Consider the following 15,640-nt stretch of genomic DNA (forward strand, 5'->3'; position numbering starts at 1 on the left):
CCCCCGCATCGCTCTCTTTCAGGCGCTCTGCGGCCTCATCTTCCGCACCTCGTCGTCCGGCGGCAGGTACTTCGCGCCGTCCGCGTAGCGCCAGTCGACCATCACGCCCTTGTTGTTGCGGAGCGCCGTCTTCCCCACGAACGCCCCGAGCGTGGACTGATGGTCGATCGCGCGGAACACGCAGCGCCCGAACGGCGAGGTGAACGGCAGGTCCTTCATCGCCGCGACCATCCGGTCGGTGTCTGTCGAGCCCGCGCGCTTGAGGCACTCGGCGACCGCGGTGATCGTGTCGTAGCCCACCACCGTGCCGAGCCGCGGATAGTCGTTGAACCGCCGCTGGTACGCCGCCCGGAACGTCGCGTGCTCGGCGGTCTCCACCTGGTCCCAGGGATAGCCTGTGACGATCCAGCCCTCCGGCGTCTCGTCCGCGAGCGGGTCGAGATACTCGGGCTCGCCGGTCAGCAGGCTGACCACACTGCGGCCCTCGAACAGCCCGCGCGTGTTGCCCTGGCGGACGAAGTTGGTGAGGTCGGGCCCGAAGGTGACGTTGTAGATCGCCTCCGGCCGCGCCTGCGCCAGCGCCGTCACGGTCGCGCCCGCATCGATCCGCCCGAGCGCGGGCCACTGCTCGGCGACGAACTCCACATCCGGCCGCTTCGCCGAGAGCAGCTGCTTGAACCACTTCACCGCCGACTGGCCGTACTCGTAGTTCGGCGACACCGTCACCCAGCGCTTCGCCGGCAGCTTCGCCGCCTCCTCGACCAGCATCGCCGCCTGCATATAGGTGCTGGGACGCAACCGGAACGTGTAGGCGTTGCCCTTCTCCCACACGAGCTGATCGGTCAGCGGCTCGGAGGCGACGAACAGGCGCCGGCGCTGCGCTGCGAAGTCGCCGACCGCGAGCCCGACATGGCTGAAGAACGTTCCGGCGAGCAGGTCGACGCGCTCGTTGTCGAGCAGTTCTCCCGCGAGCCGCACCGCGTCCTGCGGCCGCCCGGCATCGTCACGCCACACCACCTCCAATGGCCGGCCGAGCACACCGCCCGCCGCGTTGACCTCCTCGACGCGGAGCTGCCAGCCGTTGCGGTACGGCAGCGTGAAGGCCGGCAGCGCGGTGTAGCTGTTGATCTCGCCGATGCGGATCGGCTGCGCGCCCTGGGCGCGGATCAGCGCCGGTGCGGCGAGCGCCCCCGCCGTGCCGAGAAGTACCGACCGTCGTGTGGTTCGCATCATCGGTGTCTCTCCTGAGCTGGTCCCTGTTGTCGTGCGGGCAGTCTAGCGCAGCCCGTCACGCCCTTCGATCTCGTCCACCGTCAGCCCGCCGATCCGCGGGCTCGGCCGGCCGCTGTCGGTCATGACGATCGCGACCAGGATCTCGTCCCGCCGCGGTGCATCCGGCACGCGCACCTCCATCGCGTCGAAGTGGCTGCGCACATAGGCCGCGTCCTTGTGGCCGAGCGGCACGTCGATCGGGGTCCCCATGCCGCCGCGCTTCTTCGCCGACGGGATCAGCGCCGCGCCCTTCTCCAGCACCGCCCGCACCGGGGCGCCCATCTTCGGGTGCAGGATCGCCGCGGCGTGTTCGAGCTCGCCATCCTCGCCGACGATCGCCGCCTTGCCGTAGCTCTGCGCCGCGTCGCCTTGAATGCCGAGTGCCGCGACCGCGCGCTCGGCGAGCAGTCGGCCCAGCATCGCGCCCACCTCGACGAGTTCGGTCAGGTCCTCGACATGCCGCCCGGCGAAGGGATTGCCGATCACCGCGACTGCGGCGGCCTTGCGCGTCGGCGGCGCGATCGTCTGGTCGGCCTCGCGATGCGTCTCCTCGATGATCACAGTGAGCTTACGGATCAGCGCGTCGGACATCGGCGGCTCCCGGTTCAGGCGGCGATCGCGACGGGGGCGGGGCCACAGACGGCGCGGGCACCGCCGAGATGCAGGATGGCCGCGCGGATCAGCCCGCGCGAGCGGAATCGCTCCGCCTCGGCGAGCCCGGCGGCCAGCGCGTGGCGGATCTCGATCGGCTTGAGGGTGCCCAGGCCGACGGTGACCAGCCGATCACCAAGATCGCTGTCCGGATCGAGCGACGAGGCCGGCACGCGCTCCACCGCCCTGTGGCCCGGAAGGTCGACCGCGTTGGCGATCAGCGTCGCGGCAACGTCCGCGGTCGCGGCGTCGGCGGCGAGCACGGTCACCGAGTCGGCGATCCCGAGGCTGAAGGAACGCCCGCCCTGCGTCTTGATCGCGCGGCCCGAGGTCGCGATGCCGCCGATCCAGTCCTCGGCGGTGATCGTGGCGACCGCATCGAGCCCCGGCGCGGCGAGGTCCGTGACGACGCCGCAGCGGAACGACTGGTCAGGCTCCAGGTGCAGCGCGATGTCGCCGCCGTCATTGACGAAGGCGCGTGTGAGCCGCCGCCCGTCACGCAGCGCGGCAAGCAGATGATCGGCGACCGCGCCGGCCACCGCGGCCATCGGCGTGACGAAGCGGTCGGTAAACGGCAACGCGGCCTCGTGCATCCGGCGTGCGACCAGGCCGCGCGGCCGCTCTGCCGGCAGGGCGCGGCGCAGCAGGGGCAGCTCGCGGCAGAGATCGGGCAGCACGCCGCGGAACACCGCGGCCGCCTGGGCATGGGCCCGCTTCACCTCGGTCCGGTCGCCCCAGGCGCGCAGCACGACGTCGATCGGGCCGTGATTCAGATGCAGCCGTCCGTCGGGCAGCATCGCCGCGGACGCGCTCATGCACCGCGCTCCAGTGGCCATGGCTGCGCGGGGTCCCATGCCACGGCCTTCAGCCGGGTCTCCTCGCGCAGCGACGCCAGCGGACGGACGCGGTCCATGTGCCCACCCATCGCCGCATAATCGGCGAGCGGCAGGGTGAACTCGATCGGCGCCACCAGCGCCGGGGTCGGCACATAGCCGAAACTGCCATCGGGCATCGCGAGCACGTCCGCCATGTAGGTGATGCCGCCGCCGGGCCAGACGAACACCGGCGCGCCGCCAGAGGTGACGCGTGTGGCCTCGTGGCGGACGGAGCGGGTCAGCCGCACCGGGTTGTCGGTCACGCCCGCGCGCAACGATCCGCCCGCGCCGGCCATGAACAGAACCGAGACGAGGGCTGGCTCGCAGTTCTCGCCGATCCGCTCGACGACCGCTGCGATCTCGGCCGGCATGGGCGCGGGTCGCGGCGTCAGCGTTTCGTCCAGCACGAACCAGGCCGCGTGCTCGCCCGTGGTCGAGACCATGAGCAGCCGGAGCCCAGGCCATGCCGTCTTCGGATCGATCTTCTCGACGACGGTGAGCGGGTCGGTGATGTCGGTACAGCCCCAGCCGGTGCCGGGATTGGCCACCTGGAAGTAGCGGCCCGGGGTGGAGCGGCGGCCGCGCACGCGGATGCCGGAGGGGCGCATGTCGAGGAAGCGGCCCGCCTGGTGCTCGGTCAGCACGCCGGTGATGTGGTCGTCCACCACGATCACCTCGTCGGCGTGGCCGAACCACTGGCGCGCGAAGATGCCGATTGCGGCCGAGCCGCAGCCGACGCGCATCCGCTCCTCGCGCGCCCCGTCGATGATCGGTGCCGCACCCGCCTGCACCGTCACGCGCGCTCCGCCATCGATGGCCAGCTCCACGGCGCCCTTGTTGGCGAGGGCGAGCAGCGTCTCGCAGGTGACCACGCCCTCCTTCTTCGACCCGCCGGTGAGGTGGCGCACCCCGCCGAGCGAGAGCATCTGGCTGCCGTACTCGGCCGTGGTGACATGCCCGACCTGCTCCCCGTTCGCCCGCACGGGCGCGCATTCGGGCCCGAGGAAGCGGTCAGTGTCGATCTTCAGCTTCAGTCCGCAATAGCTGAAGATCCCCTCGGTGACGACGGTCACCATGTCGACGCCGTCGAGCTCGGAGGCGACGATGAACGGCGCTGGCTTGTAGTCGGGATAGGTGGTGCCGGCGCCGATCCCGGTGACGAAGGCGGTCGCGCCCGACAGCAGCGAGCCGTCCCAGGACGCGCCGAGAAACGGGATCACGCCGTCCGAGCCTGCGCGCGCGGCGATCACGAACGGATCGAGCCGCGCGAGCCTGCCCTCGACATTGCCGTAGCGGTCGCAGGCCCCTGTGCGGCCCGGGCGGATGCGGCACAGCACCGGGCAGGCGTCACAGGTGACGATGCCGGCTTCGCCGTCCTTCGCGTGGGCGAGGGCCTCGGCGTCGGGGGCGTCGGTCGATTGCTTCGTTTCGGTCATTCGGGTTTGGCCAGGATCGCCGTGCGCACGCGATCTGGGGTCGCCGGCGCACGCGTCAGGCGCACGCCGGTGGCGTGCTCGATCGCGCCGAGGATCGCCGGCGCCGTGGCGATCAGTGCCGGCTCGCCCACACCCTTCGCGCCATAGGGGCCGAGCGGCTCGGGGTCCTCGATCAGGATCGTCTCGATCGGCGGCACATCGCCGATCGTCGGGATTAGGTAGTCGTGCAGGTTCTCGTTGCGGCCGGGGAAGAACTCCTCCATCAGCGCGAGCCCGAGCCCCTGGGCGATGCCGCCATGGATCTGCCCCTCCACCTGGGTCGGGTTGATCGCGCGGCCGACATCGTGCGCGGCGACGATGCGGGTCGCGCGCACGGTGCCGAGGTCGACATCCACCTCCACCTCGGCGAGCTGGGCCGCAAAGCCGTAGGTCGCGTAAGGCACGCCGCGCCCGTCCGCGTCGAGCGCGGTGGTCGGCGGATCGAACCGCCCTTCGCCCACCAGCACATCACCGTTCGCATCCGGCGCGAGGCGGGCGAGATCGGGGCGCGCCACGCGCTCGCCGTCGCGCAGGATCAGGCTGCCGTCGGTCTCGATCGACGCATTCGGCCCCGCATTGGTCAGCGCGAGCAGGCGCCGCCGTAGGTCCGTGCCGGCGAGGCGCGCGGCATTGCCCGAAACGAAGGTCTGGCGCGAGGCGGAGGTCTTGCCGGCATCACGCGTGCGGTCGGTGTCGCCATGCACCAGCCGCACCGCTGTCGCCGGCACGCCGAGCGCGTCGACGGCGATCTGCACCATGATCGTGTTCGAGCCCTGGCCGATATCCACCGCGCCCGAGTAGAGCGTGATCGTGCCGTCGGCGGCGAGGCCCATGGTCATCTCGGACGGGTTCGACATCGAGGTATTGCCGATGCCGTACCACATGCAGGCGACGCCGACGCCGAGTCGCAACGGCCCGCGTGCCGCGCGGTTGAACGCCTCCGCCTCTGCCCGCAGGCTCCGCCAGCGCGGCCGCAGCGCGTCGAGGCAGGCAACGAGACCTGCCGAGTGTTCTAGGAGCTGCCCTGTCGCCGTGGTATCGCCCACCCGCAGCGCGTTCAGCGCGCGGAACTCCAGCCGATCGATCCCGGCGCGATCGGCGAGCGCGTCCATCAGCGCCTCGTGTGCGATCGCGGCCTGCGGCACGCCGAAGCCGCGGAATGCGCCGGCGGGGGTGTCGGTGGTGTGGATCGCAGTACTGGTCGCGCGCACATTCGCCACCCGGTACGGTCCCATTGCGTGCACGGGCACCCGGTTGGCGACCGTCGGGCCCCAGGAAGCATAGGCGCCGGTGTTGAAGTCGCCGTGGAAGCTGTAGGCGAGGAGCCGCCCCTCGGCGTCGCACGCCGCCTCGGCGGTGATGCGTGCGGGGTGGCGCTTGGTGGTCGAGGCCATGCTCTCTGGGCGGGTATAGACAGCGCGCACCGGCCGGCCGAGCGTCCAGGCCGCGACCGCGATCATCGGTTGCAGCGAGAGGTCGAGCTTGCCGCCGAAGCCGCCGCCCGTGGCGGTCGGGACCACACGCACCTGTGCCGGTGCGACCCCCAGGATCAGCGCGAGCTCGTCGCGGTCCATGTAGGGCGTCTGGGTGCAGGCGACGATCTCGATCCGGTCGCCGACGCGGCGGGCGTAGCCGGCCTCGGGCTCGATATAGGCGTGCTCGACGAAGCCCGTCTCGACGGCGATCTCCGCACGGTGCGGCGCCGCCGTGAGCGCCGCCTCGGCATCGCCGCAGACCACGCGGCCACGACAGAGCACATTGCCCGGCGCGTGCTCGTGGAGGTCGCGCACGCTGCCGGCAAGCGCATCGTCGAAGGTGACGGGCGGCAGGGGCTCCCAGGTGATCGGCACGTCCTCGTCACGGATCGCCGCGATCGCCTCGGTCTCGCCCACCAGCGCGCAGACCGCCTCGCCGCGCATCCGCGCGATGCCGTCCGCGAACACCGGCTGATCCTTGTCCGTCGGGTAGATGCCGAACAGGTTCTGCCCCGGCACGTCGCGCGCGGTCAGCACCGCGACGAGCCCGGGGAAGCGCGCGTGCAGCGGCGCCAGTTCACCGATGCGGAACGCGGCATGGGGGTGCGGGCTGCGCACCGCGCGCAGCGTCAGCCAGGCGGTGTCGGGCAGCGCATCCGCGCCGAACAGATCCGCCCCCGTCACCTTCGGCACGCCGTCGGTCTTGCGGAACCGCGCGCCAACGGCGCGGCCTGCCGGCGGGGCCTCGTCCACCGGCGCCTCGCTGCGACCGACCGACAGCACCGCCTCGACGATCGTGCGGTAGCCGGTGCAGCGGCAGAGCACGCCGCCGAGCCCGTCCAGTACCTCGGCCTCGCTCGGACGGGGGATGCGCGCGAGCAGATCGGCCGCTGCCATCAGCATGCCGGGCGTGCAGATGCCGCACTGCGCCGCGCCATGGTCGAGAAAGGCGCGCTGCAACGGCGCGAGCCGTCCGTCGCGCGCGAGCCCCTCGACCGTCTCGACCGTGCGAGCCTCGACCTGCGCCACCGGCACCAGGCAGGCGCAGACCTGCCGCCCGTCCAGCAGCACCGTGCAGGCGCCGCAATCGCCGGCGTTGCAGCCGATCTTGGTGCCCGTGAGCGCCAGCGAGTCGCGCAGCACATCGGCGAGCCGCGTCTCGGGCGCGACATGCGCCTCGACCGCGCGACCGTTCACCGCGAAGCGGTGTCGCGTGGCCGGCGACCTCATCGCGCGAGCGCCTCGATCGCGCGACGGACCAGGGTCAGCGCCGCGTCGCGGCGGTATGCGGCCGTGCCGCGCACGTCATCGATCGGCGCGAGCGGGGCGAGATCGGCGGGCTCGACCAGCGCGGGATCCGGCGTCGCGCCGACCAGCCGCGCCTCCAGGGCGGGCAGCCGCAGCGGCACCGTGCTGCACGCGCCGACCGCGACACGCGCGTGGACGATCCGGCCGGCCGCGTCGAAGGTCGCGACAGCCGCAACCATCACGATGCTGATGACCAGATAGCGCCGCGCGCCGAGCTTGAGGAACACGCTGCGCGCCGATCCCCCGGGCCTGCGCACGCGGATCGCCGTCACGATCTCGTCCGGCCGGCGCGCGGTGCGGCGGTTGCCGAGCACGAACGCCACCACCGGGAGCGTGCGCCTGTCCACGGCGCTCGCGAGCTCCACCTCCGCGTCGAGTGCCAGCCAGTTCGGCGTCCCGTCAGCCGCAGGGCTGGCGTTGCAGAGATTGCCCCCCAGCGTGCCGGCGTTCTGGATCTGCGCCCCGCCGATCTCGCGCGCGGCCGCCTTCAGCCCGGCGAACAACGGCGGCAACTCGGCCTCGATCACCTCAGTCCAGGTCGTTGCCGCGCCAAAGCGCCAGCCGGACCCGTCCTCGGCAATGCCGCGCAGACAGGGGATCGCGGTCAGGTCGAGCAGGTCCTCGTCGGGGCTGCCGTCGATCCGGGCCGGATAGTGGTCGGTGCCACCTGCGAGCGGCAGGTACGGTCCGGCCGCCATGGCGGCCAGCGCCTCGGGCAGGCTCGCCGGACGCAGATAGCGTCCCATTCGCTCTCCCTCGCCGCCGCTCCTGCGGCACGGATCATTCGTGTGCATACGATCTCTCCGCGACGGTCCCGCTGTCAATTGCCGGCGTCGCGCGACCCGGTGCGCAGGGCTTCCGGCACCGTCGTCGTCTCCGTAAGGTGGCCCAGGGCGAAAACACCGACGGAGGGGACATGGCGCGCATCGGTTTCATCGGGCTCGGCAACATGGGCGCGCCGATGGCCCGGAACCTGGTGCGTGCAGGCCACGAGCTGCGCGTATTCGACGTGTTTCTGGACCGCACCGGCCGCCTGGTCGCCGAGGGGGCGACCGCTGCCGAAACGCCCGCGGGCGTGGCGGAAGCCGCGGAGGCGATCGTCACGATGCTGCCGGCCGGGCGAGAGGTGCGCGCGGTCTATGGCGGACAGGGTGGGCTGATCGAGGCGGCCGCGCCCGGCACGCTGCTGATCGACTGCTCCACGATCGACGTCGTGACCGCGCGCGAGATGGCCGCGCTCGCGCACGAGAGCGGGCTTGCGATGATCGACGCCCCCGTCTCGGGCGGGGTGGGCGGTGCCGAGGCCGCAACGCTCACCTTCATGGTCGGCGGGCCCGGGGCGGAGGTGGAGCGCGCGCGCCCGATCCTGTCGGCGATGGGCAAGGCGGTCGTGCGGGCGGGTGAGGCGGGGGCGGGGCAGGCGGCCAAGATCTGCAACAACATGATTCTCGGCATCTCGATGATCGCGGTGTGCGAGGCCTTCGCGCTGGCCGAGAAGCTTGGGCTAGACCACCAGGCGCTGTTCGACATCGCCTCGAAATCCTCCGGGCAGTGCTGGAGCCTGACCAGCTACTGCCCGGTGCCGGGCCCGGTGCCGACAAGCCCCGCGAACCGCGGCTATGCGCCCGGCTTCACCGCCCAGATGATGCTGAAGGATCTCGACCTCGCGCAGGAGGCCGCGCGCGCCTCCGGCGCAGAGACCGCGCTTGGCCGGCACGCGGCCGAGCTCTACCGCCGCTTCGTCGAGGACAGTGGTGCTGCGACCGACTTCTCCGGCATCATCCGCATGATCCGCGGCGGGGCGTGAGCGACGCCGGGACGATCACCGATCCGCTCGCCGCCGCGCTGCGGCGGCATTTCGGGTTCAGCTCGTTCCGGCCGGGCCAGGAGCAGGTCGCACGTGCGCTCGGTGACGGAACGGATGTCCTCGCGGTGATGCCGACCGGCGCGGGCAAGAGCCTCTGCTACCAGCTGCCGGCACTCACGCGCGACGGTCTCGCAATCGTGGTGAGCCCGCTGATCGCGCTGATGCAGGACCAGGTGCAGCGGCTGCAGGCGAATGGAATCGCCGCCGACACGGTGAACTCGAACCGTCCGCGCGAGGGCAATGTCGCAGCGTGGAAGGCGGCGGCGCGGGGCGAGCTCGACCTGCTCTACCTGAGCCCGGAGCGGCTGACCGATCCGCGCATGCTGGACGCGCTCGCGCGGTTGCCCCTGTCGCTGCTGGTCGTCGACGAGGCGCATTGCGTGAGCCAATGGGGCCACGACTTCCGCCCCGAGTATCTCGCGCTCGGCTGTCTCAAGGAGCGGTTCCCGGCCGTGCCGGTCGGCGCCTTCACCGCCACCGCCGACCGCGCCACGCGCGCCGAGATCGCCCGCGTGCTGCTGCGTCCCGATCACCTCTCGTTCGTTGCCGGGTTTGACCGGCCCAACATCGCGCTCGCGGTGATCCGCAAGCGCAAGGGCGAGGTGAACGGGCAAATCCTCGGCCTCGTGCGCGCGGCGGGCGGCGAGAGCGGGATCGTCTACTGCCTCTCGCGCGCCGAGACCGAGCGGCTCGCGGCACGGCTGTCCTCGGCCGGCGTGAACGCGTTTCCCTACCACGCGGGGATGGATGCGGATGCGCGGCGCGCGGCGCTGGACCGGTTCCTGACCGAACCGGGCGCGGTGCCGGTCGCGACCGTGGCGTTCGGCATGGGGATCGACAAGCCGGACGTACGCTTCGTGATCCACGCCGCGTTGCCGGGAGGGTTGGAAGCCTACTACCAGGAGATCGGCCGCGCGGGCCGCGACGGCCTGCCCGCGGTCGCGACCATGCTGTTCGGCTGGAACGATGTGATGGCGCGGCGGCGCATGATCGACGGCACGGCCGCGCCCGACGAGCGCAAGCGGGTCGAGCATGCGCGGCTGAAGCGGCTCGTGGACTACGCCGAGACGACGGAGTGCCGCCGCCAGCTCCTGCTGCGGCACTTCGGCGAGGAGACTGGCCCCTGCGGCGCCTGCGACGCGTGCGACGCGACCCTCGGCGAGATCACACCGGTGGCAGTGCGCGTCCGTCCACCCGCGCCGGCGCCGCGCGCGGTGGATCCGGAGCTGCTCGCTGCCCTCAAGCGGCTGCGGCTCGACCTTGCGCGCGCCCGACGCGTGCCGGCCTATGTCGTGTTCCACGATGCGACGCTGGCCGCGATCGCGGCGGCACGGCCCGAGACCCTCGACGCGCTCGGCGCGCTGCCGGGGGTCGGCGCGAAGAAACTCGCGGATTTCGGAAGTGCGGTGCTGGGCGTCGTGCGCGCGGCGCCGTGAGCGTCAGTCGAGCGCCTTGGCGAGCCACACCAGCCGCGTGCGCGTGACGCCGAGCCGGTCGTAGAAGTCGAGCGCGCGCAGATTGGTCTCGTCGGCGAGCAGCGCGATCCGCACCGCACCGCGCCGGCGCGCCCACGCCTCGGCGGCGGCGAGCAGGGCGCGGCCGATGCCTCGGCCTCGGTACGGCTGGTCCACCACCACGTCCTCCACACCCGCCGAAAGCCCGCCGCGCGCGGTGCTGGCCGTCAGCTGCACGGTGCACATGCCGACCACGAAACCGTCGGACTCGGCGACCAGGATCATGGCGTCCGCGCGGCTGCGCAGCAGGTCGAGCCCGCGCGCCTGCGCCGCCGGATCGATCGCGAACTCCGCCTCGATCGCGAACAGCTGCGCGAGCAGCGCGACCAGGGCGGCGGAGTCCTCCGGCCGGCCCTCGCGGATCGTCACCGTGGCGGTCACGGCCGTCCGCGCGGGGCGTCCGCCACGGCGAACAGGGGCTCGCGCAGGCGCCTGGGCAGACGCGCCACGATCAACCGCCAGGCACGCGCCAGATAGCCGCGCCACTCGGCGTCCGTCAGCGCGTCCAGGTCATCGGTCGCCACCCACTGGGCGCGCGCGAGATAGGGCGCCGGTTCGAACGGTCCCGCCGCGGTGAGGACGTGAAAGCTCTCGGGGCTCGCCTTGAACGCGACGTGCCGCAGTGCGCCGCCCTCGGGAGAGAGGGTCGCGAACATGCGTCCCCCCGCCTTGAACACATGCACCCCGCCCCACTGCACCACTTCCTCGGCCCCAGGCAGCGCGAGGCAGACCCGGCGCAGCCGCGCAGGCGTCACGGGCTCAGTTCGGCCGCGGTGCACCCCGCCGGCCGCGCACATAGGCGTCGTCGACCGAGCGGCGGTGGTAGTCGTAGAGCAGGCCCCCGGCGGCCCCGGCGCCCGCGCCGATCAGTGCGCCCCAACCGAAATTGCCGGAGATCGAGCCGATCAGCCCGCCGGCCGCGGCACCTCCCGCAGCGCCGAGGCCGGCGCGTCGCAGGGTCGGGTCGGTGTCGGCGCAGGCACCGACCAGCAACAGAAGCGCACCGGCGCCGGCGATGCGTGCAAGCTTGCTCATGTCACCTCCTCTGGGTGGGGCAGGGGAAGGTCGCGGCGAGGAAGGCGAACAGCCCCTCCACCGCGGGTCCGGAGAGGCGGGCCGGATTGGCGTCCGCCCAGGCGACGAACCGGGCGCGCATCGTGCCCGGCTCGGAGCCGGCCGGCCCGCAGAACAGCGGCGGCGCGTTGGCGGGCACAACTGCGCGGTGATAGTCGAGCGCACCGCGGCCGTAGCCGTTGCAGTAGCCGACCGCCTCCAGATAGTGCGGAGCATCCGCGCCGACACGGCAGATCTCGACCAGATCGCCGAGTGTCCGGACCTGGAACCGCCCGGGATCCAACGGGGCCGGTTGCGCCGTCGCCACGCCCGCCGCCATCAGCACGGCCGCAAGCACGGCTGGTCCTCTGCCCATCGCACTCCTCCTCGATGTTGCGCCCAAACCCTAGCGCAGCCGCTGGCGGGGTTTCCACCGCCCGCGCGAGGCCAGCCGAGCCTAGCCCGGGCCCGCCCTCGCCGCTATAACCGGCTGGGAAGGCCTATGAACCGGGAGTGCTCACGATGACCGCCGGACTGCGTCCACTGCTTCTTGCTGCCGCCTCGTCGCTCGCGCTTGCGGGCGGTGCCGTGGCCCAGACCCTCACCATCGCCGTCGGTGCGCCGGTCACCTCGATCGACCCGCACTACCACAACCTCTCGCCCAACAACGCGCTCGCCGACCATCTGTTCGACGGACTCACCGGGACGGACTCGCGGGCCCGGCTGGTGCCGCGACTGGCCGAGAGCTGGCGGGCGGTCGACGACACCACCTGGGAGTTCAAGCTCCGGCCCGGGGTAAAGCTCCATAATGGCAATGACTTCACCGCCGAGGACGTGGCCTTCACGATCGCGCGCGCCGGCAACGTGCCGAATTCGCCATCGAGCTTCGGCATCTACACCCGCGTGGTCTCCGAGGTGCAGGTGGTCGACGCGCACACGGTGCGGCTGCGTACGCGCACGACCTATCCGCTCCTGCCGATCGACCTCTCCAACGTGATGATGCTCGACAAGCAGACGCACGAGAACGCCGCGACCGAGGACTACAACAGCGGCAAGGTGGCGTTCGGCACCGGCGCCTACCGCTTCGTACGCTACACGCCGGGCGACCGGATCGAGCTCGAGCGCAACGACGCGTACTGGGGCGGCAAGGAGCCCTGGCAGCGCATCAACTACCGCATCATCGCCAACAACGCAGCGCGCACCGCAGCACTGCTGGCCGGAGACGTCGACTTCATCGACCAGGTGCCCACCACCGACATCGCACGCATGAAACAGGACAACCGGGTGCATGTCAGCGAGGTGGTGGGTCTGCGGATCATCTATCTCGGGCTCGACCATTCGCGCACAGACGGTTCTCCGTTCGTCGCGGGGCCGAACGGCGAGGCGCTCGACCGGAACCCGCTGAAGGACGTGCGGGTGCGCCGCGCGCTCTCCATGGCGATCGACCGCAACGCGATCACGTCGCGGGTGATGGAGGACGCGGCGATCCCGGCCGGGCAGTTCCTGCCCGAAGGCGTGTACAGCCACATCCCGGGCTTCGGGCCGCCGGCGTTCGATCCGGATGGCGCGCGCCGCCTGCTTGCCGACGCGGGCTACCCGAACGGGCTCCGGATGTCGATCCATGGCCCCAACGACCGCTACATCAACGACGCGCGCATCATCCAGGCGGTCGGCAGCTTCTGGACCCGAATCGGCGTGCGCACCCAGGTCGAGGCGATGCCCTGGACCACCTTCATCGCGCGCGCCGGCCGGCAGGAGTTCAGCGCGTTCCTGGTCGGCTGGGGCAGCTCGACCGGCGAGGCGTCAAGCCCACTGCGCAGCCTGGTCGCGACCTTCGACCGCGAGAAGGGCTTCGGCGCCTCGAACCGCGGCCGTTACTCGAACCCGGACCTGGACAAGCTGCTCGAGCAGGCGCTCGCCACCGTGGATGACGAGAAGCGCGAGAAGCTGCTGCAGGATGCCACACGGATGGCGATGGAGGATGTCGGCATCATCCCGATCCACATCCAGAAGAACACCTGGGCGATGAAGCGGAACCTGCGCCACGACGCACGGGCCGACGAGCTCACCCGGGCGATGGATGTGCGGCCGACGAACTAGGCACGCGGCTGACGCAGACGTTGCCGCGCGAGTCCAGGCGCGGCATGCTTGATCGGCAGGGCAGGGACGGCAGGGTTGCCTGCCCGGCCCTGCATGTCGCCGTTGCGGCCGCGCCGGCGCGGGGGAAGCGAGGATGACGGTCTATCTGATCCGACGGCTGATGCAGAGCGCGCTCGTCGTGCTCGCGATGACCGTCATCCTGTTCCTCGGCGTCTATGCGATCGGCGATCCGATCGAGATCCTGATCAGCCCCGACGCCGACCAGATCGAACGCGAGCGCGCGGTCGCCGCCCTCGGCCTCGACCGGCCGCTCTGGGAACAGTACTTCACCTTCCTGGGCAACGCGCTGCAGGGCGATCTCGGGCGCAGCTTCGTGTTCAACGAACCGGCGCTGAAGCTGATCCTGCAGAAGATGCCGGCGACCATGGAGCTTGCGCTCGCGGCGACCGTGTTCGCGATCATCCTCGGCCTGCCGCTCGGGCTGATCGCCGGGCTGAAGCCGGACGCCCTCTACAGCCGCATCATCATGGCCACCTCGATCCTCGGCTTCAGCCTGCCGACCTTCTGGGTCGGGCTGATGCTGATCATGGTGTTCGCGGTGCAGCTCGGCTGGCTGCCCTCCACCGGGCGCGGGCCCACCGCGGAGTTCCTCGGCGTGCAGTGGTCGTTCCTGACCGCCGACGGGCTGCGCTACCTGATCATGCCGGCGCTGAACCTGAGCCTGTTCAAGATCTCGCTGGTGATCCGGCTGACCCGCGCCGGCGTGCGCGAGACCGTGCTGATGGACTACGTGAAGTTCGCCCGCGCCAAGGGGCTGAGCCCCAACCGGGTGATCTTCGTGCACGTGCTGAAGAACATCCTGATCCCGGTCGTCACCGTCACCGCGCTGGAGTTCGGCTCGACCATCGCCTTCTCGGTGGTGACCGAGAGCATCTTCGCCTGGCCCGGCATGGGCAAGCTGATCATCGATTCGATCTACGTGCTCGACCGGCCGGTGATCGTCGCCTACCTGATGATCATCGTCTTCATGTTCATCATCCTGAACTTCACCGTGGACGTGCTCTACTCGGTGCTTGACCCGCGCGTCCGGCTGCAGGACCAGAAGGCATGACCCCCCCGCCCGGCGAAGCCGCCGCCCTCGAAGCCGACCTCACCACCGTTCCGGCGGCGGTGAAGGAGGAGACGCCGTTCCGCCGCTTTCTCGCCGACTTCGCCGAGAGCAGGGTCGCGGTCGGCGCCTTCGCGGTGTTCGTGGTGATCGCGCTGCTGGCGATCTTCGCCAACGTCATTGCGCCACAGAACCCCTACGACCTCGCCCAGCTCGACATCATGGACGGGCGGATGCCGCCCGGCACGGTGGGCGGCGCGGGCTTCACCTTCATCCTTGGCACCGACGACCAGGGCCGCGACATGTTCAGCGGCATCCTGTTCGGGCTGCGCATCTCGCTGATGGTCGGCGCGGGCTCAGCCTTCATCGCCTTCATCGTCGGCACCTCGCTCGGCCTGCTCGCCGCGTATTTCGGCCGCCGCACCGACACGGTCATCATGCGGCTGGTCGACCTCCAGCTCTCGTTTCCCTCGATCCTGGTCGCGCTGATGATCCTCGCCTTCCTCGGCAAGGGCATCCTCAATGTCGTCATCGCGATCGTCGCGGTCGAGTGGGCCTACTACGCGCGCACCGTGCGCGGCACCGCGCTGGTCGAGCGGCGGCGCGAGTACATCGAGGCGGCCGAGTGCCTGGCACTCTCCAAGCCGCGCATCGTATTCCGCCACCTGTTGCCGAACTGCCTGCCGCCGCTGATCGTCATCCTGACCATGCAGGTCGCGCGCGCGATCGCGCTCGAGGCGACGCTCTCGTTCCTCGGCCTCGGCGTGCCGGTGACCGAGCCCTCGCTCGGCCTGCTGATCGCCAACGGCTACGAGTACATGCTGTCGGGCCGCTACTGGATCAGCTTCTACCCCGGCATCGCGCTGCTGGTGACGATCGTCGTGATCAACCTCGTGGGCGACCAGCTGCGCGACGTGCTGAACCCGCGGCTCCGGAAATAGC

The 15,640-nt window shown here is 71.2% G+C and carries 15 protein-coding genes; 5 read left to right on the forward strand and 10 right to left on the reverse strand.

The window, feature by feature from the left end:
* Positions 1-18: 18 nt before the first annotated feature.
* Genes ACTIFU_RS01380 through ACTIFU_RS01405 form a run of 6 tightly spaced genes read right to left on the reverse strand, consistent with a single transcriptional unit; the run spans position 19 to position 7,802 of the window.
* Complete coding sequence (locus tag ACTIFU_RS01380; RefSeq protein ID WP_439576484.1) at positions 19-1,233, reverse strand: ABC transporter substrate-binding protein; 1,215 nt, start codon at positions 1,231-1,233, stop codon at positions 19-21.
* Between the two features lie 42 nt (positions 1,234-1,275).
* On the reverse strand, positions 1,276-1,863 hold the full coding sequence (locus ACTIFU_RS01385) for an amino acid synthesis family protein (protein WP_439576485.1): 588 nt from the start codon (positions 1,861-1,863) through the stop codon (positions 1,276-1,278).
* A gap of 14 nt (positions 1,864-1,877) precedes the next feature.
* A complete protein-coding gene (locus ACTIFU_RS01390; protein WP_439576486.1) occupies positions 1,878-2,738 on the reverse strand; it encodes a UPF0280 family protein in 861 nt (286 codons plus the stop codon).
* Positions 2,735-4,234: a 6-hydroxynicotinate reductase gene (locus ACTIFU_RS01395; protein WP_439576487.1), complete on the reverse strand. Its 1,500-nt coding sequence runs from the start codon at positions 4,232-4,234 to the stop codon at positions 2,735-2,737. Before ACTIFU_RS01395 ends, ACTIFU_RS01390 begins: the two co-directional genes overlap by 4 nt.
* Entirely contained in the window at positions 4,231-6,978 is a 2,748-nt protein-coding gene (locus ACTIFU_RS01400) for a molybdopterin-dependent oxidoreductase (protein ID WP_439576488.1), read from the reverse strand. Before ACTIFU_RS01400 ends, ACTIFU_RS01395 begins: the two co-directional genes overlap by 4 nt.
* Positions 6,975-7,802, reverse strand: coding sequence for an FAD binding domain-containing protein (locus ACTIFU_RS01405; protein WP_439576489.1), 828 nt, complete (start codon positions 7,800-7,802; stop codon positions 6,975-6,977). The genes ACTIFU_RS01400 and ACTIFU_RS01405 overlap by 4 nt, the downstream gene beginning before the upstream one ends.
* Before the next feature lie 170 nt (positions 7,803-7,972).
* Between ACTIFU_RS01405 and mmsB the strand changes: the two genes are divergently transcribed.
* Positions 7,973-8,863 carry a 3-hydroxyisobutyrate dehydrogenase gene (gene mmsB, locus ACTIFU_RS01410; protein WP_439576490.1) on the forward strand — a complete coding sequence of 297 codons (891 nt, stop codon included), beginning with the start codon at positions 7,973-7,975 and terminating at the stop codon, positions 8,861-8,863.
* On the forward strand, positions 8,860-10,359 hold the full coding sequence (locus tag ACTIFU_RS01415; RefSeq protein ID WP_439576491.1) for a RecQ family ATP-dependent DNA helicase: 1,500 nt from the start codon (positions 8,860-8,862) through the stop codon (positions 10,357-10,359). Before mmsB ends, ACTIFU_RS01415 begins: the two co-directional genes overlap by 4 nt.
* A gap of 3 nt (positions 10,360-10,362) precedes the next feature.
* On the opposite strand, the gene ACTIFU_RS01420 is transcribed toward ACTIFU_RS01415, so the two are convergent.
* Genes ACTIFU_RS01420 through ACTIFU_RS01435 form a run of 4 tightly spaced genes read right to left on the reverse strand, consistent with a single transcriptional unit; the run spans position 10,363 to position 11,866 of the window.
* On the reverse strand, positions 10,363-10,818 hold the full coding sequence (locus ACTIFU_RS01420; protein WP_439576492.1) for a GNAT family N-acetyltransferase: 456 nt from the start codon (positions 10,816-10,818) through the stop codon (positions 10,363-10,365).
* Positions 10,815-11,192 (reverse strand): MmcQ/YjbR family DNA-binding protein, encoded by a 378-nt coding sequence (locus ACTIFU_RS01425; protein ID WP_439576493.1) that lies wholly within the window; start codon positions 11,190-11,192, stop codon positions 10,815-10,817. The genes ACTIFU_RS01420 and ACTIFU_RS01425 overlap by 4 nt, the downstream gene beginning before the upstream one ends.
* Before the next feature lie 4 nt (positions 11,193-11,196).
* Positions 11,197-11,472: a YMGG-like glycine zipper-containing protein gene (locus ACTIFU_RS01430; protein ID WP_439576494.1), complete on the reverse strand. Its 276-nt coding sequence runs from the start codon at positions 11,470-11,472 to the stop codon at positions 11,197-11,199.
* Position 11,473: 1 nt separating this feature from the next.
* Positions 11,474-11,866 (reverse strand): Rap1a/Tai family immunity protein, encoded by a 393-nt coding sequence (locus ACTIFU_RS01435; RefSeq protein WP_439576495.1) that lies wholly within the window; start codon positions 11,864-11,866, stop codon positions 11,474-11,476.
* A 146-nt stretch (positions 11,867-12,012) separates the two neighbouring features.
* On the opposite strand from ACTIFU_RS01435, the gene ACTIFU_RS01440 reads away from it, so the two are divergent.
* The 3 genes from ACTIFU_RS01440 to ACTIFU_RS01450 all read left to right on the forward strand — a co-directional run bounded on the left by ACTIFU_RS01440 (position 12,013) and on the right by ACTIFU_RS01450 (position 15,639).
* Positions 12,013-13,590 carry an ABC transporter substrate-binding protein gene (locus ACTIFU_RS01440; RefSeq protein ID WP_439576496.1) on the forward strand — a complete coding sequence of 526 codons (1,578 nt, stop codon included), beginning with the start codon at positions 12,013-12,015 and terminating at the stop codon, positions 13,588-13,590.
* Positions 13,591-13,723: 133 nt separating this feature from the next.
* Positions 13,724-14,701 (forward strand): ABC transporter permease, encoded by a 978-nt coding sequence (locus ACTIFU_RS01445; RefSeq protein ID WP_439576497.1) that lies wholly within the window; start codon positions 13,724-13,726, stop codon positions 14,699-14,701.
* On the forward strand, positions 14,698-15,639 hold the full coding sequence (locus ACTIFU_RS01450) for an ABC transporter permease (protein ID WP_439576498.1): 942 nt from the start codon (positions 14,698-14,700) through the stop codon (positions 15,637-15,639). Before ACTIFU_RS01445 ends, ACTIFU_RS01450 begins: the two co-directional genes overlap by 4 nt.
* The last annotated feature ends 1 nt before the right edge of the window (position 15,640 follow it).

This window comes from Elioraea sp., from assembly GCF_051860475.1.
GTDB lineage: Bacteria > Pseudomonadota > Alphaproteobacteria > Acetobacterales > Acetobacteraceae > Elioraea.